This window comes from Frankia canadensis, assembly GCF_900197875.1.
GTDB lineage: Bacteria > Actinomycetota > Actinomycetes > Frankiales > Frankiaceae > Frankia > Frankia canadensis.
In genome coordinates, this window is record NZ_FZMO01000112.1 from 69,140 (window position 1) to 94,258 (window position 25,119).

24 protein-coding genes are annotated in these 25,119 nt (G+C 69.8%); 17 read left to right on the plus strand and 7 right to left on the minus strand.

Annotated elements, in window-relative coordinates; translation table 11 throughout:
• Nucleotides 1–20 precede the first annotated feature (20 nt).
• Nucleotides 21–1,238, minus strand: a complete 1,218-nt coding sequence (locus C1A33_RS11340; RefSeq protein ID WP_101831545.1) for an acyl-CoA dehydrogenase family protein — start codon at nucleotides 1,236–1,238, stop codon at nucleotides 21–23.
• A gap of 303 nt (nucleotides 1,239–1,541) precedes the next feature.
• On the opposite strand from C1A33_RS11340, the gene C1A33_RS11345 reads away from it, so the two are divergent.
• From C1A33_RS11345 to C1A33_RS11385, 9 genes are all read left to right on the plus strand, one after another.
• Entirely contained in the window at nucleotides 1,542–2,018 is a 477-nt protein-coding gene (locus tag C1A33_RS11345) for a ketosteroid isomerase-related protein (RefSeq protein WP_101831468.1), read from the plus strand.
• 160 nt (nucleotides 2,019–2,178) lie between these two features.
• Nucleotides 2,179–2,676, plus strand: coding sequence for a ketosteroid isomerase-related protein (locus tag C1A33_RS11350; protein ID WP_101831469.1), 498 nt, complete (start codon nucleotides 2,179–2,181; stop codon nucleotides 2,674–2,676).
• 77 nt (nucleotides 2,677–2,753) lie between these two features.
• Complete coding sequence (locus C1A33_RS11355) at nucleotides 2,754–4,370, plus strand: AMP-binding protein (RefSeq protein ID WP_101831470.1); 1,617 nt, start codon at nucleotides 2,754–2,756, stop codon at nucleotides 4,368–4,370.
• An 83-nt stretch (nucleotides 4,371–4,453) separates the two neighbouring features.
• The gene (locus tag C1A33_RS11360) at nucleotides 4,454–4,954 is read left to right on the plus strand and encodes a flavin reductase family protein (RefSeq protein WP_101831471.1); all 501 of its coding nucleotides are present in this window, start codon (nucleotides 4,454–4,456) and stop codon (nucleotides 4,952–4,954) included.
• Nucleotides 4,955–5,016: 62 nt separating this feature from the next.
• A complete protein-coding gene (locus C1A33_RS11365) occupies nucleotides 5,017–6,537 on the plus strand; it encodes an aldehyde dehydrogenase family protein (protein ID WP_101831472.1) in 1,521 nt (506 codons plus the stop codon).
• Nucleotides 6,538–6,583: 46 nt separating this feature from the next.
• Nucleotides 6,584–7,810, plus strand: a complete 1,227-nt coding sequence (locus C1A33_RS11370) for an acyl-CoA dehydrogenase family protein (protein ID WP_101831473.1) — start codon at nucleotides 6,584–6,586, stop codon at nucleotides 7,808–7,810.
• 14 nt (nucleotides 7,811–7,824) lie between these two features.
• Nucleotides 7,825–9,513 carry an acyl-CoA carboxylase subunit beta gene (locus C1A33_RS11375; RefSeq protein ID WP_101831474.1) on the plus strand — a complete coding sequence of 563 codons (1,689 nt, stop codon included), beginning with the start codon at nucleotides 7,825–7,827 and terminating at the stop codon, nucleotides 9,511–9,513.
• A gap of 8 nt (nucleotides 9,514–9,521) precedes the next feature.
• A complete protein-coding gene (locus C1A33_RS11380) occupies nucleotides 9,522–11,612 on the plus strand; it encodes an ATP-binding protein (protein ID WP_101831475.1) in 2,091 nt (696 codons plus the stop codon).
• An 11-nt stretch (nucleotides 11,613–11,623) separates the two neighbouring features.
• The gene (locus C1A33_RS11385; RefSeq protein WP_207770261.1) at nucleotides 11,624–12,421 is read left to right on the plus strand and encodes an enoyl-CoA hydratase/isomerase family protein; all 798 of its coding nucleotides are present in this window, start codon (nucleotides 11,624–11,626) and stop codon (nucleotides 12,419–12,421) included.
• A 61-nt stretch (nucleotides 12,422–12,482) separates the two neighbouring features.
• On the opposite strand, the gene C1A33_RS11390 is transcribed toward C1A33_RS11385, so the two are convergent.
• A complete protein-coding gene (locus tag C1A33_RS11390) occupies nucleotides 12,483–13,403 on the minus strand; it encodes an SDR family oxidoreductase (RefSeq protein ID WP_243407437.1) in 921 nt (306 codons plus the stop codon).
• 28 nt (nucleotides 13,404–13,431) lie between these two features.
• Here C1A33_RS11390 and C1A33_RS11395 point away from each other — a divergent pair, with 28 nt between their 5' ends.
• Nucleotides 13,432–14,001, plus strand: a complete 570-nt coding sequence (locus tag C1A33_RS11395; protein WP_101831477.1) for a TetR/AcrR family transcriptional regulator — start codon at nucleotides 13,432–13,434, stop codon at nucleotides 13,999–14,001.
• 331 nt (nucleotides 14,002–14,332) lie between these two features.
• Complete coding sequence (locus C1A33_RS11400; protein ID WP_101831478.1) at nucleotides 14,333–14,773, plus strand: CBS domain-containing protein; 441 nt, start codon at nucleotides 14,333–14,335, stop codon at nucleotides 14,771–14,773.
• Nucleotides 14,774–14,924: 151 nt separating this feature from the next.
• Here C1A33_RS11400 and C1A33_RS11405 read toward each other — a convergent pair whose 3' ends face one another.
• Nucleotides 14,925–15,833, minus strand: coding sequence for an NAD(P)-dependent oxidoreductase (locus C1A33_RS11405; protein WP_101831479.1), 909 nt, complete (start codon nucleotides 15,831–15,833; stop codon nucleotides 14,925–14,927).
• Complete coding sequence (locus tag C1A33_RS11410) at nucleotides 15,830–16,699, minus strand: NAD(P)-dependent oxidoreductase (RefSeq protein WP_101831480.1); 870 nt, start codon at nucleotides 16,697–16,699, stop codon at nucleotides 15,830–15,832. Before C1A33_RS11410 ends, C1A33_RS11405 begins: the two co-directional genes overlap by 4 nt.
• 145 nt (nucleotides 16,700–16,844) lie before the next feature.
• On the opposite strand from C1A33_RS11410, the gene C1A33_RS11415 reads away from it, so the two are divergent.
• The 3 genes from C1A33_RS11415 (at nucleotide 16,845) to C1A33_RS11425 (ending at nucleotide 19,156) form a co-directional block, all read left to right on the plus strand.
• Nucleotides 16,845–17,204, plus strand: a complete 360-nt coding sequence (locus C1A33_RS11415) for a winged helix-turn-helix transcriptional regulator (protein WP_101831547.1) — start codon at nucleotides 16,845–16,847, stop codon at nucleotides 17,202–17,204.
• Between the two features lie 41 nt (nucleotides 17,205–17,245).
• The gene (locus tag C1A33_RS11420) at nucleotides 17,246–17,599 is read left to right on the plus strand and encodes a hypothetical protein (RefSeq protein WP_133150642.1); all 354 of its coding nucleotides are present in this window, start codon (nucleotides 17,246–17,248) and stop codon (nucleotides 17,597–17,599) included.
• Nucleotides 17,600–17,683: 84 nt separating this feature from the next.
• Nucleotides 17,684–19,156, plus strand: coding sequence for an MFS transporter (locus tag C1A33_RS11425; protein ID WP_165818336.1), 1,473 nt, complete (start codon nucleotides 17,684–17,686; stop codon nucleotides 19,154–19,156).
• Nucleotides 19,157–19,464: 308 nt separating this feature from the next.
• Here C1A33_RS11425 and acpP read toward each other — a convergent pair whose 3' ends face one another.
• Nucleotides 19,465–19,704: an acyl carrier protein gene (acpP, locus tag C1A33_RS11430; RefSeq protein WP_101831483.1), complete on the minus strand. Its 240-nt coding sequence runs from the start codon at nucleotides 19,702–19,704 to the stop codon at nucleotides 19,465–19,467.
• 237 nt (nucleotides 19,705–19,941) lie between these two features.
• On the minus strand, nucleotides 19,942–20,094 hold the full coding sequence (locus tag C1A33_RS11435; protein WP_207770262.1) for a hypothetical protein: 153 nt from the start codon (nucleotides 20,092–20,094) through the stop codon (nucleotides 19,942–19,944).
• A gap of 77 nt (nucleotides 20,095–20,171) precedes the next feature.
• On the opposite strand from C1A33_RS11435, the gene C1A33_RS11440 reads away from it, so the two are divergent.
• From C1A33_RS11440 to C1A33_RS11450, 3 genes are all read left to right on the plus strand, one after another.
• Entirely contained in the window at nucleotides 20,172–21,332 is a 1,161-nt protein-coding gene (locus tag C1A33_RS11440; RefSeq protein WP_243407438.1) for an acyl-CoA dehydrogenase family protein, read from the plus strand.
• 193 nt (nucleotides 21,333–21,525) lie between these two features.
• On the plus strand, nucleotides 21,526–23,184 hold the full coding sequence (locus tag C1A33_RS11445) for an AMP-binding protein (RefSeq protein WP_101831485.1): 1,659 nt from the start codon (nucleotides 21,526–21,528) through the stop codon (nucleotides 23,182–23,184).
• 56 nt (nucleotides 23,185–23,240) lie between these two features.
• Nucleotides 23,241–24,593, plus strand: coding sequence for a PucR family transcriptional regulator (locus tag C1A33_RS11450; protein ID WP_133150643.1), 1,353 nt, complete (start codon nucleotides 23,241–23,243; stop codon nucleotides 24,591–24,593).
• 3 nt (nucleotides 24,594–24,596) lie between these two features.
• Here the strand turns inward: C1A33_RS11450 and C1A33_RS11455 are convergent, their stop codons facing one another.
• Nucleotides 24,597–25,109, minus strand: coding sequence for a thioesterase family protein (locus tag C1A33_RS11455; RefSeq protein ID WP_207770263.1), 513 nt, complete (start codon nucleotides 25,107–25,109; stop codon nucleotides 24,597–24,599).
• Nucleotides 25,110–25,119: the final 10 nt, after the last annotated feature.

Genomic DNA, 25,119 nt, shown 5'->3' on the forward strand with positions numbered 1-25,119 from the left:
AACCGAGGCCCCGCACCTGGCTACGGGGCGCCGAGCAGGCCCAGCTCGCTGCGGCCCAGCAGGTCGTATGCCTGGTCGGTGGTCAGAGGATGGAAGGGCCCGCCGCGCGCATCTCGGTAGAGGCGCTCCAGCACGTGACCGCGGCGGAACGAGGAGCCGCCGACGAGACGCAATGCCGTGTCGGTGACGCGGATCGCGGTCTCGGTCGTGGTGACCTTGGCGACGTCGAGGAACGCCGTCCGCGCCAGCGGGTTCCACTGGCCATCACGTCCGTCGATGAGGATGCGGGCTGTCGCCTCCAGCGTCCGGATGGCGGCCTCGGTCTCGAGACACATGCGGCCGAGTCCGTGCTGGATGTAGCCGACGCCCTTGAGCGCGACGTCGGAACCCTCCATCGTCGCACCGAGCGTCTTCTTCTTGAGGATCTCCCTGGTTTCGAGGTACGCCTTCTCGGCCAGCCCGCAGTAGACGCCCGCGAAGCTCATCGACGCCCATTCGAACTCGCCGAACAGTCCCTGGCGAAAGTTCCCGCCGTGGGACGCGGCCGGTGCGGGAACCTTGTCGAAGACGATGGTGTGCGTGCCCGTCGCGCGCATGCCCAACGTGTCCCAGGTCTCGATGATGCTGATTCCCGGGCTGTCCATGGGCAGGACGAACACGGCCTCGCGTGAGGCGTGCTCCTGGAAGTCGGTCGGCAGCGCGCCGTCGGGCTCGGTGATCGTCGCGTTGAAGGCGACGATGTCCGCACCCAGGCACAGTGTGGCCCACGTCTTCTTGCCCGAGATATGCCAGCCACCGTTTCCATCGGGCACCGCGATCGTGTCCGCGAGCCCGGACAGACCAGCCCGGTCCTCGCTGAACGGTCCACAGACGATCTTTTGTTCCTCGACGAGCTGCCCAAAGACCCGTGCGCGGGTCGGCTCGTCAAGCAGGCCGCGGAAGATACCCACCATCGTCTGGTGCATGTTGAAGGCCAGGGCGATGGCCGGGTCACCCTTCGCGAGCTCGCGGGAGACGAGCGCGGTGGTCCAGATGTCGGCTCCGAGACCCCCGTACTTCTTCGGCACGGCGAGCGGAACCAGCCCGCTCTCCTTGTACCGGGCAACGAGTTCGACGGGGAATCGGTTCTCCGCGTCGGCGGCCGGCCCGATCTCGGCGAACTCCTTCGCCAGCGACCTGGCGGCGTTCAACACCTCGGCCTGCTCGTCCGGGGTCATCTCCACATCGTGCTTTCCCATGTGCCGGATCACTCCTCGTCGTCTGGTCCGCGTCGGCTGCGGAAACGAAGCGTATTCGAGTCGAATCCGCACGGGATCTCCCCACAGGAGAGGTTTCGCCCTTCGACAGGGTGACGGTGGTGGGCCCGCGGCACGGCGGTCGGCCTGGGCCCCTCCCTGAGCAGGTGTCCGCGCGTTTCCCCCCAAAGGGAGGTGTTTTTGACCCCGAGGGGTGACGCGTCCGAGGTGGCGGCGATCTACGGTTCGGGGACAGGCCGGGCGGCCCGTCGCGGCTTTCACCGCCCAGCGGGGAGGAGAACCTGCATGTCCTCGTACCGATTCGCCGTACTCTGGTTGAAGGCCTTCCGGGAGAGCGCGGAGAAGGTCTGCGCTCTCTACGCCGACGACTTTCTCTTCGAGGATCTGATCCTGGATCAGTCCATCACCGACAAGGCGGAGCTGCATCGGGTCTTCGCTCCCTATGCGAACGCCGACCGGACCAACGGGATCGGCATCAACTGCTTCCGTATCGACGAGTACATCGGCGATTCCCGCAGCGGCATCATCCGGTGGACCTGGGAGCCCGACGGAGCCGCCGCGTTCCTCGGCGTCCCGACCGGCGGGAAGCCCTTCAGTACCTCCGGTCAGACCTTTCACGTCTACGACCCGGACGGGCGCATCCGGCGCGAGTCAACCTACTGGGACGCGGTCGCCCCGCTCGCCGCGATCGGCCTGCCGCTGTCCGTTCACGGCGGAGTCGCCGGGCCGCCGGCCCTCGCGGCTGCCGCGAGCAGTGGCTGAACCTCGCGTCGGTGTCCCGCCCCGCACGACGGCGGCCGTCGCGCGCGGGGGCGCCCGCGACCACGATCCGCCCGAACATGTCCCCATTTGCCGACCGTCTCAGGAACACCGGACGAACGCGGCCCGCGCCGACCAGATCCGACCAGGGAGCAGCACGCCGATGAGCAGAGGAACGGACCACGCCGAGCGGTGGACGAGGGCAATCACCAGCGACACCGAGGCGGCCCTCGCGCTGTACGCCGCAGACGTCCTCTACGACGACCGGCGCGCCCAGGACCACGTGTACGACACCGCGACCACCGTCGCCGAACTACGCGAGCGGCTCGTCATCTTCGCCAACCCCGACCCCACCAACGGCCTGGGAATTCACCACTTCGACATCCTCGACGCGATCGAGACCACCGGCGCCGCGGGGGCCTTCGCCGTGACGATCCTGTGGCGCTGGACGGGGGAGGGCCTCGCCAGCTTCCGGGGGGTACCGGCCGGCGGCCAGACGCTGAGTACACGGGGCCAGACGTGGCACCAGTTCGACGCCGACGGGCTCATCGACCGTGAGCTGACCAACTGGAATGACGTCCCGGTGCTCCAGCAGCTCCACCTGCAGGTTCTCACCCCCCACTACTGGGCCGCCGACTTCGACCCCAGCGCCGCGAGCTGACCCGACTGACCCGGCTCCACCCGGCTGACCTGGCCGGAGCGGCCGGCGGACCACCTGCCCGGACGGAGGGTGAACGGATGTGGGGCACTCTGCCCGAAGTCTTCGATCGAGCCTGCCTGCACCACGCCGACTCGACGGCGATCGTCGACGGCGAGTGGCGGCTGACCTACCGGCAGATGCGCCAACAGGCGAACCAGGTGGCGAACGGCCTGGTGGCGCTCGGTGTCGGCAAGGGGGAGCGGGTCGGCCTGCTCCTGCCGAACGTCGCCGAGTTCATCCCGACGCAGTATGGCATCTGGAAGGCAGGCGCGGTGCTCGTGCAGATGCCCGCGCGCGCCAGCGCGTCGGTGCACCACGCCAACCTGCGCCAGGCCGCCGCGACCACGCTGATCTACCACTCCCAGTTCGATCAGGTCATCGCCGATCTGCTCGACAACGAGCCGATCGGGATCAGGCACCTCGTGCGACTGCGGCCCCCGGGCGCGGACGCGACGACTTCCGGCCCCTCCAGCGCCGCGGGCACGGCGGGTGCCCTGATCGCCGCCGGTCGCGACTACCAGTGCTTCTTCGGTGCGCAGCCCGGCGACACCGCGCCGGAGGTGCCGCTCGACGAGCACGACGAGGCCTACGTTCTGTTCACCTCCGGCAGCACCGGGGAGCCCAAGGGGGTCATCAACTCCCATTTCACCTGGGCGCACTACAGCATCACCGCGGGGCTGGAGATCGGCGACATCCGCCCGGGTGAGATCTTCGCGCACGGCGCGCCGCTGACCCACTTCACGCAGATCTTCGTCATGCCGACGTTCCTGCGTGGCGGGACCAACGTGATGCTTCCCGGGCTCGATGTCGACAGGCTGCTGGCGACCATCGAACGCGAGAAGGTCACCGCCACGGCGGTCGTTCCGACCATCGTCTACCTGCTGCTGGACCATCCAGGCCGGGCCGCGTTCGACCTGTCGTCGCTACGGACGATGATCTACGCCGGTGCTCCGATCTCGCCGGAGCGGCTCCGGGAGGCGCTGGACGCGTTCGGGCCGATCTTCGTCCAGGCCTACGCCGGCACCGAGCCGGGCTACGTCTCCTGCCTGCGCAAGGAGGAGCACGTGCCGGCCGACCGCGCGGACGGCGCCCGGCTGGCCTCCGCTGGGCGACCGCTGCCCTTCGTTCGGGTAAGCATCCAGGACGACACGGACAAGCAGCTCCCGACCGGCGAGGTCGGGGAGATCTGCTCCCGCCAGCTCGGTCAGATGATCGGCTATCTGGACTCCTCCCGAGACGCCGAGACGCTGCGCGACGGCTGGGTGCACACCGGCGACGTCGGCTTTCTGGATGCGGACGGGTTCCTGCACCTGGTCGACCGCAAGAAGGACCTGATCGTCAGTGGCGGGTTCAACGTCTTCCCCCGACAGGTGGAGGACGTGCTGGCGACCCATCCGGCGGTGGCCCAGGCGGCGGTCATCGGAGTACCCCACCCGAAGTGGGGCGAGGCGGTGCACGCCGTGGTCGTGCTTCGTGGCGGCCGGCAGGCCGAGACGGCCGAGCTGATCGACCACGTCCGGCGTCAGCTCGGCGGTGTGCCCGCGCCGAAGACTGTCGAGCTGGTCGACGCGCTGCCGGTGAACCCGGCGGGCAAGGTCGACAAGAAGTCGCTGCGGTCGCCGTTCTGGGTGGGCCGCGCCCGGCGGATCAGCTGACGATCCCGCGGTCGCCGCCGCGGTCGGAGCCGCGGCCCACACGGAAGAACCCGGAAAGAAAAGAGCAGAGGCGGAAGAGAAGAATGACGACAGATTCGCGCCCGTACGTGGACGAGGCCTGCTTCCGTGACGTCGTGTCGCGTTTCGCGAGTGGAATCGTCGTCGTCACGGCCCAGGTCGACGGTCGGCCGGTGGGTCTGACCTGCCAGTCGTTCACGTCGCTGTCCCTCGTTCCGCCGATGGTGCTGTTCTGCCCGTCGAAGACCTCCACGTCGTGGCCGATGGTGGCGGCGGCCGAGGCGATCTGCATCAACATCCTGAGTGAGGGACAGGACCAGGTCAGCAACGGTTTCGCTCGCAGCGGCGCCAACAAGTTCGCCGGTGTCGACTGGTCCCTGCTCGCCAACGGAGCCCCTGCGCTGCACGAGGCCGCCGCACACCTGGGCGCCCGGGTCGCCGAGACCTATGACGGCGGCGACCACCATATCGTCACCTGCCACGTGGAGTTCCTGCGGGCTCGGGACGAGCGGGATCCGCTGCTGTACTACCGCAGCCGTTACCGGCGTCTGCATGCGGCCGAGTAGGCCGACCGAAAGCGACGGGAAAGCCATTACCGATCAGGACCGGCGTCGACGAAGGGGACATCATGTCCGTTCCGCACTACCGTTTCCATATCGCCGGGGAATGGGTCGACTCGTCGCGGCGACGCGAGATCCGCAACCCCGCCACCGGTGAGCTGGTCGCCACCGTGGCCATGGGAACCACCGAGAACGTCGACCAGGCCGTGGCCGCCGCGAAGGCCGCGCACGAGGCCGGCGAGTGGCGGCGCACCCCACCGGAGAAGAGAGCGGCCTTACTGCACGCCGTCGCGGACCGTGTTGAGGGGCGAGCGCAGGAACTGGCGATCCTGCAGACCCGGGAGAACGGCGCGACCATCCGCGTCACCTCGGCATTGCACCTCGGCCTGTCGCTCGGCCACCTGCGCTACCTCGCCGATCTGGCGCGGACCTACCGGTTCGAACGGCCTGGGCCCGCGATCGGCCCGATCCCGGCCGAGGGCGTGCTGCGGCGTGAGCCGCTGGGCGTGGTCGCCGCGATCGTGCCGTGGAACATCCCGCTGCTGGTGACGGTGTGGAAGGTCGCCCCGGCGCTCGCCGCGGGCAACACGGTGGTACTCAAGCCGGACGAGCAGGCCCCTCTGATCGCCCTCGAGCTGGCGCGGGAGTTCGAGGCGGCCGGGCTGCCGCCGGGGGTGCTCAACGTGGTGACCGGCGACGGCGACCCGGTCGGTGCGCATCTGTGCTGCCACCCCGACGTCCGCAAGGTGGCGTTCACCGGCTCGACCGAGGTCGGCAGGTCCATTCTCGCCGCGTCCGCCGACACGGTGAAGCGGGTGACACTCGAACTCGGCGGCAAGGGACCCAACATCATCCTGGCGGACGCCGACCTCGACCTCGCGGTCGACGGCGCGCTGTTCGCGGCGCTCGCCAACAACGGCCAGGCCTGCGAGGCGGGGACTCGGCTACTGGTGCCGAGCGCGTTGCAGGACGAGATCGTGCGGCGCCTCGTCGCGCGCGCCGCCACGCTGCGCCTCGGTGACCCGCTTGATCCGGCCACCGACGTCGGCCCCGTCATCAGCGAGCGTCAGCGTGACCGCATCGTGGGCTATCTGGAATCGGCACGTGCGGACGGGGCGACGATCGCGTGCGGCGGAGGCGTACCGAGCGGCCCGCCCTTCCGCAGCGGTCACTGGGTCGAGCCGACGGTGGTCACCGGCGTGTCCCACCAGTCCGCGATCGCGCGGGAGGAGGTCTTCGGTCCCGTGCTGACCGTGCTGCCCTACGAGTCGACGGAGCAGGCCGTGGCGATCGCGAACGACAGCGACTACGGGCTGTCCGCCGGGGTCTGGAGCCGCGACGAGGAACGCGCCCTCGACATCGCCCGTCAGCTCGAGGCCGGGATGGTCTACGTCAACGACTGGCACGTGATCCCCCCGGCGTACCCGTTCGGCGGCTTCAAACAGAGCGGGCTCGGTCGTGAGGGCGGCCCGGACGCACTCGACGAGTACACCGAGGCCAAGTTCATCTCCCTCGACCGGTCCGGCGGACTGGAGAACCGCGCCGCGTTCGCGCTCGTGCTCGGCACTCCACCGACCGGTGGGGCCTGAGTGCACCTGCGGACGAGCGTCCCAGCATCGGGTGACGGGAGACGACATGGATTTCGGTGAGAGCACGGAGCTCGCCGCGCTGCGCGAGGCGGTCGCGGCCATCATGAAGCCCTACGGCGGCGCGTACTACACGCGGCGGGCGTCGGCTGGTCAGCCCACGGACGAGGCGTGGGGCGCCCTCGCCGCGGCTGGGTTCCTCGGCGTCAACCTGCCCGAGGAACACGGCGGCGGCGGCGGGGGGATCGTCGAGCTCGCGGCGGTGTGTGAGGAGGCGGCGGCAGCCGGATGCCCGCTGTTGTTGCTGCTTGTGTCGGCCGCGATCTCGGGCGAGGTGATCTCCCGGTTCGGTGATGACGACCAGCGGCGCCGGTGGCTGCCCGGGCTCGCCGACGGCAGCCACAAGATCGCCTTCGCGATCACGGAACCGGACGCCGGTTCGAACACCCACCGGCTCGCGACCCGCGCGGTGCGTGACGGGTCCGACTGGGTCGTCGATGGACAGAAGTACTACATCTCCGGTTTCGACGAGGCCGCGGCGGTCCTCGTCGTGGCCCGCACCGGCCACGGTGGGGACAGCCGTCACGGCGGCAGTCCTCCCGGCGGTGGCAGTCCTCCCGGCGGCGCCGGCGGGCCGGCGGGGGCGGCCGCCGACCGGCCCCGGCTGTCGCTGTTCCTGGTGCCCACAGACGCGCGCGGACTCGTCGCGCATCCGCTGCCGGTGTCGGCCGGGCTGCCGGAGAAACAGTTCACCCTGTTCTTCGACGGTGTGCGGGTGCCGGCCGACGCCCTGATCGGCGAGGAGGGCGATGGTTTCCGGCAGGTCTTCCACGGGCTCAATCCGGAGCGCATCACCGGCGCGGCGCTGTGCGTGGGCATCGGTCGCAACGCGCTGCGGCGGGCGGCGGAGTACGCCTCGTCGCGGCGGGTCTGGGACACGCCCATCGGCGCGCACCAGGGCGTGTCGCATCCGCTCGCCGCCGCGCGGATCGAGGTCGCGCTCGCCGGGCTGATGACCCAGAAGGCCGCCTGGCAGCACGACCACGGTGTCGCGGCCGCCGAGGCGTCCAACATGGCCAAATACGCCGCCGCCGAGGCGGCGGTGGGCGCCGTCAACCAGGCCATCCAGACCCACGGTGGCAACGGCATGGCCACCGAGTTCGGCCTGGTGCCGCTGTGGGGGCTGGCCCGGCTGCTGCGCATCGCGCCGGTCAGCCGGGAGATGATCCTCAACTACGTCGCCCAGCACAGCCTCGGACTTCCCCGGTCGTACTGATGAGGACGGCGGACATGGACCACCCGACGACCGGCCCGCACCCGGCGCGCATCGGCGCCGCCGGGCCGACCGACCAGCATCGCTGGCACGCGCGCGTAGCGGAGGCCTCGGTGCTGACCTCGCGCCTGGACACCCGCGCGGAGCAGTACCGCGCGAACCGTCGTGCCCAGACGGCGAACCTGGCCCAGCTCGACGCCCAGCTCGCGATCGCGCTCGGCGGCGGCGGCGCGCGCTACCGGGAGCGCCACCATGCTCGCGGCCGGCTGCTGGTGCGGGAACGCATCGAGCTGCTGGTCGACCAGGACGCGCCCTTTCTCGAACTGTCCTCGCTGGCCGCGTGGGGCAGCGAGTTCACCGTGGGTGGCAGCGTGGTCACCGGAGTCGGCCAGGTGGCTGGCGTCGAGGTGGTGATCATTGCCCATGACCCGACGGTGCGCGGCGGCACGATGAACCCCTTCTCGCTGCGCAAGACCCTGCGGGCCCTGGAGATCGCTCGGCGCAACCGGCTGCCGGTCATCAACCTGGTCGAGTCGGGCGGCGCGGACCTCCCCAGCCAGGCGGATCTCTTCGTGCAGGCCGGCAGGATCTTCCATGACCTCTCCGAGCTGTCCGCCCAGGGCGTGCCGACGATCGCGCTGGTGTTCGGCAACGCCACCGCCGGCGGCGCCTACGTCCCGGGCATGTGCGACTACGCGGTGCTGGTGGACGGCCAGGCCAAGGTGTTCCTCGGCGGGCCGCCGCTGGTGCGGATGGCGACCGGAGAGGACGCCGACGCGGAGCGGCTCGGAGGCGCCGCCATGCACGCGCGGGTCTCGGGGCTGGCCGATCACTTCGCCCGCGACGAGCGTGACGCGCTGCGCATCGGCCGTCGCATCGTCTCCGAGCTGAACTGGCGCAAGGCGGGACCCGGGCCGAGCCTGCCGGTCGAGCAGCCCCGCTACGACCCGGACGAGCTGCTCGGCATCGCTCCGGCGGACTTCCGGGTCCCGTTCGATCCCCGCGAGGTGCTGGCCCGCGTCGTCGACGGATCCCGGTTCGGGGAGTACAAGCCCGACTACGGAACCAGCCTGCTGACCGGTTGGGCGGCCGTGCACGGCTTCCCGGTAGGCGTGCTGGCCAATGTCAACGGCGTGCTGTTCAGCGAGGAGGCCCGCAAGGCCGCCGAGTTCATCCAGCTGGCGAACCAGGTGGACACCCCGCTGCTGTTCCTGCAGAACACCACCGGCTACATGGTCGGCACCGCGTTCGAGCAGGGCGGCATCATCAAGGACGGCGCAAAGATGATCAATGCTGTCACGAACAGCACGGTGCCGCATGTGACGATCAACATGGCGGCCTCGTTCGGCGCCGGCAACTACGGGATGTCCGGCCGTGCCTACGACCCGCGTTTCATGTTCTCCTGGGTCGGCGCGCGCTGCGCGGTCATGGGCGCCGCCCAGCTCGCCGGCGTGCTGTCGATCGTCGGGCGGGCCGGGGCCGAGGCCGCCGGGCGCCCGTTCGACGAGGCCGCCGACGCCGCCCGCCGGGAGGCGATCGAGCGCCAGATCGACGCGGAGTCGCACGCGTTCGCGATGAGCGGCCGCGTCTACGACGACGGCGTCCTCGACCCCCGGGACACCCGCACGGTGCTCGCGATCGCGCTGTCCGCCGCGCACTGCGCACCTGTCGAGGGACGCCGTGGCTACGGCGTCTTCCGGATGTGAGCCGACCTATGACCACGATCAGGAAACTGCTGGTGGCGAACCGCGGGGAGATCGTCTCCCGGGTCTTTCGCACCGCCCGTGAGCTGGATGTCGCGACGGTCGCGGTGTACTCCGACCCGGACGCCGAGGCGCCCTTCGTGGCCGAGGCCGACGAGGCGGTGCGCCTGCCCGGAGCGACGCCGGCCGAGACCTACCTGCGGGCCGACCTGGTGATCGACGCCGCGCGACGGACCGGCGCCGACGCCGTGCATCCCGGCTACGGCTTCCTGTCCGAGAACGCCGCCTTCGCCCGGCAGTGCCGCCAGGCCGGGATCGTCTTTGTCGGACCGCCGCCCGAAGCGGTCGAGGCGATGGGATCCAAGACCACCGCGAAGAAGATCATGGCCGAGGCCGGGGTGCCGGTGCTTCCCGGCCTGCTGGTGGACGCCGAGCTGCGCGCCGACGACGCCCGGCTGAGCGCCGCGGCCACAGCGCTGGGCTTCCCCGTACTGGTGAAGGCCGTCTATGGCGGCGGCGGCCGGGGGATGCGCATCGTCACCGGCCCGGACGAGCTGGCCGGCACGGTCGCCAGCGCCTGCCGGGAGGCCGAGTCCGCCTTCGGTGACGGTGCCGTGTTCCTGGAGCGCTACGTCGAACGGCCCCGCCACGTCGAGGTCCAGATCTTCGCCGACACTCAGGGGGAGGTGGTGCACCTGTTCGAGCGGGAGTGCTCGGTTCAGCGGCGCTACCAGAAGATCATCGAGGAGGCGCCGTCCCCGGCGGTCGATGACGGCCTGCGGGCGAGGCTGGGTGCCGCGGCCGTGACGGCGGCACGGGCCGTCGACTACGTCGGCGCCGGAACCGTCGAGTTCGTCCTGGACCAGGCCGGCGACTTCTACTTCCTGGAGATGAACACGCGCCTGCAGGTCGAGCATCCGGTCACGGAGATGATCACGGGGTTGGACCTGGTCCGCGCCCAGATCCAGGTCGCTGAGGGGGCGCCGCTGCCGGCGGAGCTACGCGCCGCGCACATCGGCGGGCACGCCGTCGAGGCCCGGCTCTACGCCGAGGATCCAGCTGCCGGCTTCCTGCCGTCGGCCGGCACGCTCGTCCGATTCGACGTGCCTGATCTGCCGGGAGTCCGGGTCGACACCGGCGTGCGGGCCGGGACGCCCGTCCAGGTGTATTACGATCCGATGCTCGCGAAGGTGATCGCCCATGGCCCCACCCGCGAGCTCGCCGTGCGCCGCCTCGCCGCCGCCCTGGCCCGCAGCCACGTCGACGGCCTGGCGACCAACCGGGACCTGCTGGTCGCGATTCTGCGCGAGGAGCAGTTCCTGGCCGGCGAGATCGACACCGGCTACCTGGACCGGCATGACCCGGCCAAGCTCGGCGCGCCGCCCGCGGACGAGGACCGCACGGTGGCGCACCTGGCGGCGGTGGTCCTGGCCGAGGCCGAGACGAGGCGTGCCCGCCGCGCGCTGCTGCCGACGCTTCCCTCCGGCTGGCGCAACGTCGGGAGCAGCCCACAACTGGTCACGGTCGAGGTGGCCGGCACGACGCTCGAGATCGGCTATCGCCACGTCCACCACCGACCCCCAGAGGCCGACAGCGCCGCGCACAGGGCGGCCGACGGCTTCGACGTGTGGGTGGACGGCCGGCGGGCCCGGGTCGCGCTGCATCGGGTGGCGGCGAGGGCGGATGGGTCCACGACCGTCGACCTCACGGTAGCCGGTGTCCGTTGTGTGCTGCTGGTGGCCCGGGACGGCCCGGTCGCCCACGTCCATGGCCGCGGCGGCACGACGGTCGCGCGGATCCTGCCTCGGTTCGTCGAGCCCGGCGCGGTCGTCGAGCCCGGCTCGTTGGTGGCGCCGATGCCGGGCACCGTCGTGCGGGTAGCGGTCGAGGTCGGCGAGCGCGTGTCGGCCGGCGATGCCGTGCTCGTCCTGGAGGCGATGAAGATGGAGCACACCGTGACCGCCCCCGGCCCGGGGGTCGTGCGGGAACTGGCGGCGACTGTCGGGAGCGTCGTGGACGGCGGCCGGGTGCTCGCCGTCCTCGAACCCGACCCGGAACCGACGCAACGCGCCCCGGCATCGACGCCCGGGGTGACCCGGTGAGCGGCGACCCGGTGACCACCGCTCGAGAGGGCGCGCTGGTGCGCTACGAGGTGAGCCCGAGTGGCGTCGCGACGGTGACTCTCGACGACCCGGCGACCCGCAACGCGCTGCGCGACCCGCTACTCGACGACCTGCTGGCCCGCCTGGAGCACGCCCGGGCCGACCCCGCCGTCCGGGTCGTCGTGCTCGCGTCGGCGGATGATCGGGTCTTCTCCAGCGGCGGCGACCTGAAGTCGTTCGCGAGCGACACGCCCCTGATCGAGAAGTACGCGGGCATCGACCGCTTCCCCCGGCTGTTCCGGCTGCTCGGCGGGCTGGGCAAGCCGACCATCTGCGCGGCGAGCGGCGATGTGCTCGCGGGCGCGTTCGGACTGGCGCTTGCCTGTGATCTGGTGGTCGCTCGCGAGGACACACGGTTCGGCTGCCCGGAGATCAAGGTGGGCGTGTTTCCCTTCATGATCTCGGCCCTCCTCTACCGCAGCGTACCGCGGGCGGTGGCGAACGAACTGATGATGACCGGCCGGATGATCTCCGCGGTGCAGGCCGCCGAGCTGCACATCGTGAACGCGGTGGTGCCCGCCGCCGACTTCGACGAGGAGGTCGGCCGATGGGCCGGCCTCGTCGCATCCCGTTCGCCGCTGCTGATGCGGATGGGAAAGCAGGCCCTGGACGCCACCCGCGACCTTCCGCTCGACGCCGCCCTGGACTATCTGCGGGCACAGCTGGCCCTGGCGTTCGGTACCGAGGACCTCCGCGAGGGAGTCTCCGCGTTCCGGGACAAACGGGAACCTCGCTGGACGGGGCGGTGACAGCGCACTCGTCATCCCGCGATCCGCTGGTCCACGGCCGCCGGAAACATGTGAGTGCGTGCTAATTCCTCAGCTGGGCGTACATGGCTTCCAGGTCGGCGGACAGCTGCGACTTGACCCATCGGGTGGTGTCGTCGGCCAGCACCTCGTGCGCCCCCGCCTCGATGCCGTCGAGCGCGGCCACGGCGACGTCGCGGGGGTCGGACTTGGGCGCGTCGATACTCGACGTCATATCGGTGTCAACGTAGGCCACGTGAAGCCCGGTCACCGCGATGCCGCGCGGCCGCAGCTCCAGGCGCAGAGAGTTGGTCTGCGACCACAGCGCGGCCTTGGAGGCGCTGTAGGGCGTGCCGTTGGCCAGCCAGGACAGGACGGAGTGGACGTTGAGGATGTGACCTCCGCCGTTGCGCTCGATGATCGGCGCGAAGACCCGGGTGATCAGCAGCGGCCCGTAGAAGTTGGTCTCCAGGTCCCGGCGCACGTCCTCCATCGGGGAGTTGAGGTACGAAGCGCCGACGGAGGCGCCGGCGTTGTTGATCAGGATGGTGACGTCCTGGGCCTGCGCGGCGGCGGCTGCCACGGATGCCGGGTCGGTGACCTCGAGCTCCAGCGCAACGGCCTCGGGGTGCGTCACCGAGCGCGGGTCACGGGCCGTGGCGTAGACCGTGCCGGCACCGCGCGCGTAGAGCTCCTCGACCAGCGCCTTGCCGATACCCCGGCTGCCTCCGGTGACGAAGACGCTGGCGCCCTTGATCGCTGTCATGACTACCTCCAGGAAGCGGGAAACCGATAGGTTTCCGCCACCGTAAACCGATCGGTTTTCTCGTGCAAGTCGGTTGAGACCTTCCTCGAGACCCATAGCGATCATGTGGGTTCGAGGCTTCCGGCGGAGCACGTCCTCGGCGCGCGCTCGGAAGCCCAGCGCCCCTGTCGCGCTCGGGTCCTCCGCGCGGACGCCACCCGGAAACCGGTCGGTTTTCATCCACTCCCCGTTCGGTTAGCCTCGCGGTATGACCACCAGGGCGAAACCAAGCCCCAGGGAGCGGCTGCTGGAGGCGGCGGCCACGCTCACCTACCGGGACGGCGTCGGCGTCGGCGTCGAGGCGCTGTGCAAGGCGGCGAGAGTCTCGAAGCGCTCCATGTACCAGCTGTTCGACAGCAAGGACGAACTGCTCGCGGCGAGTCTGGAGCGGCGCACCTCCGCCTACGCGGCGGCACTCCTGCCCGCGGCGGACGACGGTCGTTCCCCCCGGGAGCGGATTCTGCATGTCTTCGAGCAGGTGGAAGCGCAGTCGGGTGCGCCCGAGTTCTACGGCTGCCCCTTCCTGGCCGCGCAGATCGAGCTCAAGGACCAGAGCCACCCCGCGAGCCGGGTCGCCCATGGGGCCAAGGAGAACCTGACCGCCTTCTTCCGTGCCGAGGCGGAGCAGGGCGGGGCGAGCGATCCCGGTCTGCTGGCCCGACAGCTCAGTCTGGTCTTCGACGGTGGCAGCGCCCGCGCGGGCATCGGCGCGGACCGACTGACGGGACTCCTCGCGCCCATGGTGATCATCCTGCTCGACGCGGCGGGCGTGCGCTGACGATTCGTCCCTCCAGAACGCCTCCTACCGCACTGTGTTCGGGGTCAGCCCCATGGCCTGCGCTGACCCTGCCCATGCCGCCGTCCTCCCCGTCAGACCGACAACCAGGTCCGCCGGCCAGCACACGCGACCGTGGCTGGATGCCCGCGCGGAGATCGCGCGGCTTGTGCGCCCATTGGTGGGTACGACCTGAGGCGGCCTGCCGGTACGTGGACGGCACCTCCTGGCGATCCCGTCCGCGCGCCGACGACCACCGCACCAGCCGCCACCGGCCGCGGCCCCGGTCCCCGGCTGTCTGGCGAACGGCTGGATCGTCCACAGGAGGAGCGTCATGACCACCGCACGCGACATCATGCACCGGGACGCCACCTGCATCGGATCGAGCGAAACCCTGCTCGACGCCGCCCGGATGATGAAGGACCTCGGCGTCGGCGCGCTGCCGATCTGCGGCGAGGACGACCGGTTGCAGGGCATCATCACCGACCGCGACATCGTCATCCGCTGTCTGGCCGCCGGGGGCGACCCGGCGACCACCCCGGCAAGCGCGCTCGCCCAGGGCACTCCGTTCTACGTCGACGCCGACGCCCACGTCGACCAGGTGCTGCACAGCATGAGCCAGCACCGGGTGAAGCGAGTACCGGTGATCGAGAACCACCGTCTCGTCGGAATGATCAGCGAGGCGGACCTGGCCTCCAGCGGCCAGCTGAGCGAAACGCAGCTCGGCCAGCTCGTCGAGGCCGTCAAGTCCGGCCCCGCCGACCAGGTCGCCTGACCAGCACAGCGGCACGGCCCCGAGGCCGCCCGGGACACGGGCGGCCTCGGCGACGGCTGCGGCGGCGACCCTGGTCCACGGCGGTCGCGAGGCCTGCGCCAGGTATGCAGCTTGCGTGGCTCGGTGGTAGGACTGCGGTTCTGATCGTTTCTCAGCCGCCACCTTTGAGTATCTCGTAGAGAACGGTCCAGTTCTCGGTGCCGCAGCCCGCGGTGACGGCCTGGTCGTAGTGCGCCTTGACGGCTTTGGGTAGCCGTGTGTCGATGCCGGCCTTCTCGCTCGTCCACACGATGTGGTTCGCTGTGGCGCCCATCATCCGCGCCGTGCTGAGGGCCCCGGGGTGTTCGCCGGCCTCCAGACGTCTGGCCAGGTCCCGTCCGTCTCCGATCATCGTCGGGATGTCGGTGAGGGTGTTCAGCGCGCCGGGTAGGAAGTCGGCGGCCGGGATACCCGCGGCGGTGACGAGCGCGGTGGCGTGGAGCAGACCTGACAGGGCGGTGAGGAAGACGTCGAGGTGGGCCTGGTAGAAGAGTTGGGCCAAGCCTGGGTCCTCCCCGAGGTACCTGGGCTCGCCGATCAGTCTGAGCATCGGTTCGTGGACGTCGAACACCGTGCGGGGTCCGCTGTAGAACACATATGCCCCTGACCCTCCCACGGCGGGAGCGGGCACCATCACGCCTCCGGTCACGAAGCTCGCTCCGTGTCTGGCCGCCCACTCCGTCGCATCCCGGGAGGCGTCGGGCGTATCCGAACTGAGATTGACCAGGACCTTGCCGGCAAGAGCACCGGAGGGTCGCGAACTCTCGGCTACCGGGCCGAGGATGTCGTACATCGCCTGGTAGTCGGTGAGGCTGAGGATGGTCAGCTCGCTGGCGGCAACCGCGGCTGTCGGTGTGGGCGCCAGCGTGGCGCCCCTGGCGATGAGGTCGTCGGCGCGCCCCGCGGTGCGGTTCCACACCGTCACTGGATGGTCGGACCGCAGGAGGGACGCGGCCATCGCTCGACCCATCGGGCCAAGGCCGATGACCGTCACGGGAGCCTCACCGCCCTCGCCGCTCATCGGGACTTCCTGAGCTCTTCGACGATGCGGGCGGTGCCCTGCCTGCCGTACCCGGCGGCGATCTGCCGGCGCACGATGTCAAGTACGGGCCGCAGCACCTCGACACTGACGCCCTGGTCGAGGCTGGCCGTCACCAGCGAGTCCAGCGCGACCTCAGTGAACTCAAGGCTCTGCTGACCCACCCCGGCGTAGTCCTTGGCGTCTACGGTGGCGGCGAGCCCGACCAGCTGGCCGGTCATGGCGGCGAGGAAAGGCGCCTGCCGTCGAGCGAACTCGACTGCCGACACGCCTTCGGCACCGACCATCGCCGCGCCGTGGAGGAAGCCGGTGAACATCGTGTACATCCCGACGAGCATCGCCATGTCGCAGAGCGAGGCGATACCGGGGTCGATCCCGAGGTAGTCGCTCTGCCCCCACAGATCGAGCAGTTCCCGGTTCTTGTCGAAGGCGGCCTCGGGGCCGCTGTAGAAGATCGCCGTACCCGGGCGGCCGATCGTCGCGGGGACGGCCATGATCGCGCCGTCAAGGTAGGTGACGCCGTGCTTCGCCGCCCAGGTCGCGAGCCCGCGAGCCTGGTTCGGTGTCGTCGTCGTCAGATTGATCATGGTGCGTCCGGCCAGGTTGGCGGCGACCGGATCGACCACAGCGCGCACCGACTGATGGTCGAACAGGCACACGACGATCACTCCGTCCCCGCTGATCGCCTCCTCGACGGTCTCGGCAACGGTGGCGCCACGCTCGCCGAGAGTCCGTGCTCTGCTCGGAGTGCGGTTCCACACCACGGATGGTCGGCCGGCGTCGAGAGTCGCGGCGGCGAGCGCGCTGCCCATCGCGCCCAAGCCCAGGAAGGTGGTACGGCTCGTCATGAATTGTCCCTTGCTCTCGCTCGGTGGTCTGGCTGGCGTGCCGTCAGGACACTCCGTCCGAACCTTCCTCTCCGGCAAGTACCTACTATTTTGTTCAATACTCACCAGGAAGTAAGTGCCCAGCTGGGGCGAGGTGGAGGGTCTGATGGCGACGAGCGTGAGGCGAGGTCCCTACGTCTGCGGCATAGACGCCGGTATGGACGTGGTGTCAGGCAAGTGGAAGTCGCTGATCCTTTGGGAGCTGAACAACCACGGCACCCGGCGGTTCGGAGAGCTGCGGCGCGGCCTTCCCGGTGTCAGCGAGAAGATGCTCATCCAGCACCTGCGCGAGATGGAGGAGGACGGCCTGGTCCACCGTGAGGTGTATCGGGAGGTCCCACCCCGGGTCGAGTACTCCCTCACCGAGCACGGCACATCACTCAACGAGGCCCTCCGCCCGCTGGGTGAGTGGGGGAAACAACGTTGCGGGCGTCTCGCCGCCGCGGACGCGCTCGAATCCGCGTAACCAGCGGCGCCTCGCTACTCACGATCCATGTGGCGCGGGCGGTGTACGATGTCGTGATCCGCGGCGGCGCCGAGTGCCGGCCGCCCACCGGCGGCTTCTACGTCTACCCGGACTTCGAGCCGCTGCGCGAGACGCTGGCCGGCAAGTCCGTCGTCGGCGGGGAGTCGCTGCAGCGGCACCTGCTGGACAACTGCGGGATCGCGGTGCTGGCCGGTGTCCATTTCGGCGACGCCGCCCGCGCGCTGCGATTCCGCACGGCGACCAGCATTCTCTACGGCGCGACGCGGGCCGAGCAGCAGGCCGCCCTGGACGCCCCGGACCCGCTGGCGGTTGGCCACGTGCGCGCCGCGCTCGACGCCATCGAGGCCGGATTCGCCGAACTCGCGGGGCCTTAGCCGATGCCACCCTGCGCCCCGGTCACCCGCCCTGAGGGGCACACCACGCTGAAGGGTCAACATGTGAAACCGAAAGGAGGCTGGATGAACGTGTCCGGGTACAGAACGCTCGCGTCGATCTGCATCTTGAGCTTCGTGCTCGCGCTCGATGTCACCATCGTCAACGTCGCCCTGCCCCGGATTCAGGACGCCTTCGCCGTGTCGACCGGGTCACTCGGCTGGGTCGTCGTCACGTATTCGCTGACCTTCGCGACGTTGATGTTGTCCGGCGGTGCCTGGTCGGACAGGTTCGGTCACGCGCGGGTATTCATGTACGGCATCCTCGTCTTCGGCGCCGGCTCGCTGATCGACGCGGTCGCGCCGAACTTCTGGCTGCTGGTGCTCGGCCGCGCGGTGCAGGGCGTCGGAGCCGCGATGTGCGCACCGGCGGGCCTCGCGGTGCTGCGTTCCAGCGTTCCGCCGCAGCAACTGGGGCGCGCTATCGCGCTGTGGACCTTCTCCCAGTCGGTGGCCGTGTCCGCCGGGCCGATCCTGAGCGGTGCCCTCGTCCAGTTCCTGACCTGGCGCAGCGTGTTCGTGATCAACGTCGTGGTCGTTGCGCTGATCACGTGGTTGATGCTGCCGGACGTGCGAGACAAAGCGAGCGAAGCTCCAGCGAAGCAACGGAAGTGGGACGCCTACGGGCAGGCTCTCTACGCGGTGTCGTCGGGCTTGTTCGTCGGCAGCTTCATCTTTCTGCGGCACCCGTCCGGCACCTTCGAATGGTCACTTCTCGCCGTCCTCCTGGCGGTGTCCGGAGCTGGCCTGTACGCGTTCTTCCGGCACGAGCGGCGGTTCGTCGACCCGGTGCTCCCGGCCTCCTTGCTCAAGAACAAGGAATTCCAGGCAGCCGTGATCATCGGAGGCTTCATCGTCTTTGTCAACTTCGGACTGGTCTACTGCCTCGGCCTGTACTACGGGGCCGATCACGGATTCACGCCGCTCGAGGTGGGTGTCATGTTCCTGCCGATGATGCTTGCCTGCGCCGTGTCGACCACCCTCGTGGAGCGGATCCGGCGCGCGATCGGTACCCGCGTGACGATCGCCGCCGGAATCGCGTCGAATCTCGTGGGCTCGATGTTCATCTGCGTTCGGCCCGACAACGTCGGTTGGGTCGTCGCGAACGCCGCGTTCCTGGGATTCGGAGTCGGCCTCGCGATTCCTCCGCTGGGCGCCCGCCTGCTCGGGTCGGTGGACGTGAAGATATCCGGTGTGGCCGGTGGCATGCTCAACTCCACGCGCAACTTCGCTATCGCCCTCGGGGTCGCTGTCCTGGGGACCATGGTGGAGGGTTCCAGGACATCGGTCCATGTGGAGCTCCGCGCGATCAGCGCGGTCTGCGCGCTGATCATGCTCGTCGCGCTCGCCGCGTACCTGGCTACCACCAGAGCGGAAAGCCGGACCGAGAACCCACCGAAAGACGCCGCCACCGAGATGTTGCCCGCCGGCTGCGGCAAAGGAGGTAGTACGCGGTGGACGACGCCCGCCCGGTGGCCCGTCTGGTCGAGGAGACCGTAGGCGAAGACGTCGTGGTCCACCTCCCCGGGACGACGCCTGGGGGAGGTGCGGGAGTTCGATTCTCCCGCGGTGCACGCCTGGTTGAGGCAGGTCGGGGCCCCGCATCGTCCACACGAGCGGGGCCCCGATGTTTGTGGCCTGGCCGCGTCGCCTCTCGCGGATTCGGGCCGCAAGCCGCGGTCAGACCGTGTGCCGGCGCCGGCACAGTCTCCCTCGCGGTCCGCGGGCGGCAGCAGGATCTCCGCCTGCAGGGCCGAGTAGCCGTCGCCCCACGGCACGCGGAGCGCGTCGACAGGCCGACAGCGTGTCTAATACGGCCGGCGTGCGTTGATCCAGTCGATGGCATCCTGCACGGTGTTGATCTCCTCGGCGTCCTCGTCGGAGATGCCGATGGCGAACTCCTCTTCCAGGGCCATGCCCAGCTCGACAAGGTCCAGGGAGTCCGCTCCCAGGTCGTCGACGAACGACGCGTTGCTCGTCACCTTCTCCGGCGTGACTTTCAGCTGCTCCACGACGACGCCTTTTACGCGCTCCTCGACGGTGGACACTCCGCGGCCTCCTGCTCCGGTGTGCATGGGAACGGATACGACCCGCATATTCTCTGATCGGCCCACCCGGCGAGCTCCGCCGGCCACTTCTGGTAGGTGATGCTCGCCACGTGGTCTCTGTCCCGCCTCACGCCATCTGCGCGCTGCCCGGGCCCCGTCAACGAGACAGCGAGGACGTCGTCGTGGACAGGCGCGGGGAGACGGTGCGTGCCCCCCCGACAACATCGTGTGAGAGTCTCATGTCGGCTTGGAGGCGCTGTAGGGCGTGCGGTCGGCCGGCCAGGACAGGGCGGAGCGGGCGTTGAGGATGTGACCTCCGCCGTTGGGCTGGGTGATCGACGCGAAGGCCCGGGTGACCAGCAGCGGCCCGGAGAAGTTGGTCTCCGCCACTCCGAGGTTCCGTTGGTGCGATATGTCCGTTTTTTTGGTCTGTCCATTGACAGAATGGGCGTGTTCGGACGATCGTTATGCCTATGCTGTCGTTCGCGTTCAGTGAAGAGCAGGAAGCCTTTCGGGCGACTCTTGAGGACTACGCGCGCTCCGCTCTCGCGCCGGCCTACCGCGAACGCGCCGCGTCCGCCGAGTTCCCGTTCGAGGCCCTCGGTCAGCTCGGCGAGCTCGGGCTACTGGGTATCGGTCTGCCCAAGGAGTACGGCGGTACCGAGGAGGAGGATCCGATCATGCTCGGCCTCGCCGCCGAGACCCTTGCGTACGGGGACGTGAACGTCGCCGCGGCGCCTGTCCAGGTGGGTCTGACCGGATCGCAGCTCGCCCTCGCGGGGGAGGAGGTCAGGGAGCGATACCTGCCGCCGCTGATCGAGGGGCGGGAGACCGTGGCGATCGCGCTGACCGAGCCGGGCTCCGGCTCCGACGCCTCCGCGATGCGCACGGTGGCGAACCCGGTGGGGGATGGCTGGCGGCTGAGCGGGGAGAAGACCGCCATCACCTGGGCGATGAACGCCAGCAGTGTTGTGGTGTACGCGCGCGAGCCCGGTACGACCGGTGCGCGCGGGGTGAGCGCCTACCTGGTGCCGATGGACGCCGAGGGTCTTACACGCCATCACCTCGCTGGCATGGGCTGCCTTCCGCTCGGGTGGGGCACGCTGCACTTCGACGACGTCTTCGTCCCGTCGACGTACCGTATCGGCGAGCATGGCGCGGGTTTCCGCGCCGTGATGAGCCATTTCGACTTCAGTCGTGCGGCGCTCGGCCTGCTCTGCCTCGGTGCCGCCAGGGCCAGTCTCGACGAGGCGCTCGCCCACTCGCAGCAGCGCCGCGCCTTCGGCCGGCCGATCGCCGACTTCCAGGGCATCTCGTTCCTGCTTGCCGAGCAGGCCACCTACGTCGAGGCGGCCCGATGGATGTGCTACCGGGCGCTGTGGCTGCGCGCGAGTGGGCAGCCGCACACGGCGCAGGCCTCGATGAGCAAGTGGTGGCCACCGGTGGTGGCGAAGAACGCCATCGAGGCGGCCATCCGGGTGCACGGCAACCTCGGGTACGCCGTCGAGTTCCCGCTGCAGCAGCGCTATCGGGACGTGTTCGCCTACCTGATCGCCGACGGCACCGCCGAGATCCAGAAGAAGATCATCGCCAGGGAGGCCTACCGGCGCGGCGCCATCGTCTGGTGACACGGCTGACGGCTGACGGTCGATGCCCGGGTGGGACCTGTGGTCGCAGCGATGCTGTCTGTAGCTCCTGGCCTCCAGCCCCTCTGACCAGCGATGGCGACGAACATGGCGGACGTTGTGTGGAGAGTGCGTCTTGCGAAAATGGTCTAACCATTCTATTTTCGGCTGTGATCCGTGCCACGAGGAGGTCTCAGTGTCCGATACTCTCCCGACCGTCCACAGCCGCTATACCGACGAGCAGATAGCCGCCTTCTACGCGTCCGGGCACTGGCAGGCATCGAGCTTCTTCAGCGTGGCCACGGACAAGGCCCGCTCCGGTCACAGCCGCACCTTCGTCTTTGACGGGACAACCAGCCTCACCTACGGCGAGTTCCACGAGCGGACTGTGCGGCTGGCCGCGGGGCTTGCCGCCATCGGCATCGGACGAGGTGACCGGGTGGCCGTCCAGTTACCCAACTGGACGGAGTTCCCGCTGGTGGCCGCGGCGCTGTCCCGGATCGGCGCGATCACCGTGCCGATCATGCCGATCTACCGCGACGACGAGGTCGGCTATGTCCTCGACCACAGCGGTGCGGTCGCCGCGGTCACCGCCGACACCTTCCGGGGCTTCGACCACCGGGCGATGTTCCAGTCCCTGCAGGCCGGACGGGACCACCTCAAGCGGATCATAGTCGCCCGCGGGGAGGGTGGTGACCTCGCCGGGGCGACAGCGCTGGAGTCCCTCTTCGCCGAGGGTGACCCGTCCGATCTCGATGAGGCGCTCGGCCCGGACAGCTCACCGGATGACGGGTTCCTGATCGTCTACACCTCGGGTACCACCGCGCGCCCGAAGGGCTGCTTCCACACCTTCAACACCCTGCGGGCCAGTGCGGCGGCGATCGGTGCGAGCCTGCGCTACACCGCCGAGGACGTCCAGTTCGGCCCATCGCCCATCACACATAGCACCGGGCTGGTCACCAGTGTGGTGCTCCCCCTGCTGGCCGGAGCGAGCTCGCACCTCATGGAGGCGTGGGACCCGCAGGAGGGGCTGGCGCGGATCGAACGCCACGGCTGCACTGTGGCCGTCACGGCCACGCCGTTCCTGCAGATGCTGATGGCGGCCTACGACCCCGCCAAGCACGACCCCGCCAGCATGCGCGCCTGGGTCTGTGCCGGGTCACCGATACCGGGGGCCGTCGTGGAACAGGCCAGACAGGTGCTGCCGTGCTGCCGCACGCTGAGCCTCTACGGACGCTCCGAGAACTTCCTCACGACGATGTGCACGATCGAGGACCCGCCGGAGCGTGCCGTCCTCTCGGACGGCTCCGCGCTTGCCGGGGCCCGGGTCAGGGTCGTGGGGCCCGACGGTCTGGAGCTTCCTCGCGGCGAGGAGGGTGACCTCGCCTACAGGGGCCCCAGTCACATGATCGAGTATTTCCGTGACGAGGAGCAGACGGCCGCCCTGTTCACACCTGACGGCTTCTCCCGCAGCGGAGACCTGGGGCGTATGGACGCCGACGGCTTCGTCCGGGTCACCGGCAGAATCAAGGACATCATCATCCGTGGCGGGATGAACATCAGCGCCCGGGAGATCGAGGATCACCTGCTTACCCACCCGGCCATCGCGAGCGTGGCCGTCGTCGGCATGCCCGACGAGCGGCTCGGGGAGAAGGCCTGCGCGTTCGTCGTGCTGGCCCCGGGTGCCGACTCGCTCGCTCTCGACGACGTCACCGACTACCTGCGCGCACAGCGCGTGGCCGTCCAGAAGGTGCCCGAGCGGCTCGAGATCGTTTCGGCGTTGCCGATGACCGCCACGGGCAAGGTGCGGAAGCACGTCCTGCGCGCCGAGATCAGGCGAAGGCTTGTGGCGTGAGCGCGTCCGTCACCACGGGACGCACATGCGTTCGCTGCTGCGTGCGAGCGGCGGCTGTGAGCGCCCTGGACGGGACGTCGGCGCCCGTGCCTGCCGACGAGCTACGGCGTCGCTACGAGGAACTCGCCCGTCGGCACTCGGTCGAACTGCGGCTGTCCGCCGTGGTCGCCAGGGGAGGCGGAATCTCGGGCCTGATCGGCTCCGCCGCGGAACTCACCGCGAATCCGCTCTGGCTGATCGACCCGAGACGTCGACTGGTGTCCAGGTCCGTCGTCGCGCGCGGCTCCGACTTGCGGCCGCCTGACCTGGACCTGCTCCTCGGACCGTGCGGACCGGTCGACGTCGCCTCGGCGAAGCCGGTACTGATCCCCGCCCAGCCCGCCCGCGGCCTCGCCCGGCGGCACCTTCTGGTCCCGGTCGCCCGCGACCGGCGACTGTTCGCCTGGCTGGTCATGGCGGAGGTGGCGGCACGACTCGGTGCCGACGAAGCGAACCTGACCCAGCGGACCGCGTTCCATCTCGCGACGGAGTACGCGGTGCAGCGCCGGGTGGCGCGCGCGTCCTGGAACGCGCGCGCCGCGTTCGCCCGCCAACTGGTGCGCGGGTCCCAGACCGACGCCGACCTGCTCGCCTCAGCGGACTATCTCGGAGTACGCGCCGACGCCGGCCGCGTGCTCGTCTACATCGGCGACCATCCTTCGGACGAGCTCCGTGACGACGAGGTCCTCTCCGATCTGGTCGCCCGGGAGCTCGGCGTGGAGATACTGGCGGCCCGGGGCCGTGAGGGCACCATCCTGCTCGTCGAGGTTCCCGAAGGCGCCGCGAGCGTCGCGTTCGTGCACCAGGTGAAGCGCGTGATGTGGCACGCCATGGCCCGGTTGGGCGAGCCAGAGGCCATTGTCGGAGTGTCCGCCGTGTCCAGGCCCGACGGCCTCCAGCGGGCGTACCGCGAGACCCGTGAGGTCGTGCTGTGTATTGACCGCTTCGGGCGTCCACCCAACACGGTGATCGCCGTCGATGACCTCGGCCCCGCGCGCCTGTTCGTCGCGAACAGTGACATCGGGTCCGTGCGACGGTATGTGCACGACGTGCTGGGCGCGCTGCTGGGCGACGCCCCTGGCCTGGCCGACCTGCTGCGGACTCTTCAGTGCTTCTTCGCCACCGGCCGATCGGTGCGTGAGTCCGCCGCCCGCCTGGGGATCCACGAGAACACCGTCCGACTGCGGATGGCGAAGGTGCACGACCTCACCGGGCTCGACGTGGCCGCGAACGCGAACGATCAGCTCAGCGCCCAGACCGCGTTGCTGGTGCTGCGGCTGGAAGGCTGTCCGGCGCTCCCGCCGTTCGTCGAGTGCCAGGCGGACGCCGACCCGGAGCAGCCGGTCCGGGTGAAGAAGGACACCGCCTGATGCTCAGCGCCGCACGCCCATCGACCCGCACACCGGCGCCGTCCAGCGCAGTGCCCTGGACTCACTGAGCAGCCGGTCCCAGCCGGCGCTGACGTTCGCGGGGAAGGGCCGAGGCCTCCGCTCCTCCAGGCCCACGTGCACGAGCACGATCTCCACCGTGCAGGCCAGTCGCTCGCGGGACTGATCGACCAGAAACGACATGAGGTGGACCACCTTGTCCGAGAGATCCAGCACCCGCGTGTGCCCGGAGAAGGCGTCGCCGGTCTGCAGCTCCGACAGGTAACGCAGGTGGTGCTCAGCGGTGAACAGGGTCATTCTCCGGTCGAGCCGGTAGGCCTGGTCGATCCCGACGGCATGGCAGAGCCGATCGGCGCTCTGGGCGCCGGCGTCAAGGTAGTGGCGGATGTTCATGTGCCCGTTGAAGTCGATGAACTCCGGCTCGACCTTCGCCTCGACCAGCGCCGGGAGCTGCGTGACCTGATCCCAGGTGGGTGCCTGCGTCGTCGGAGACATCATGGTCCGACTC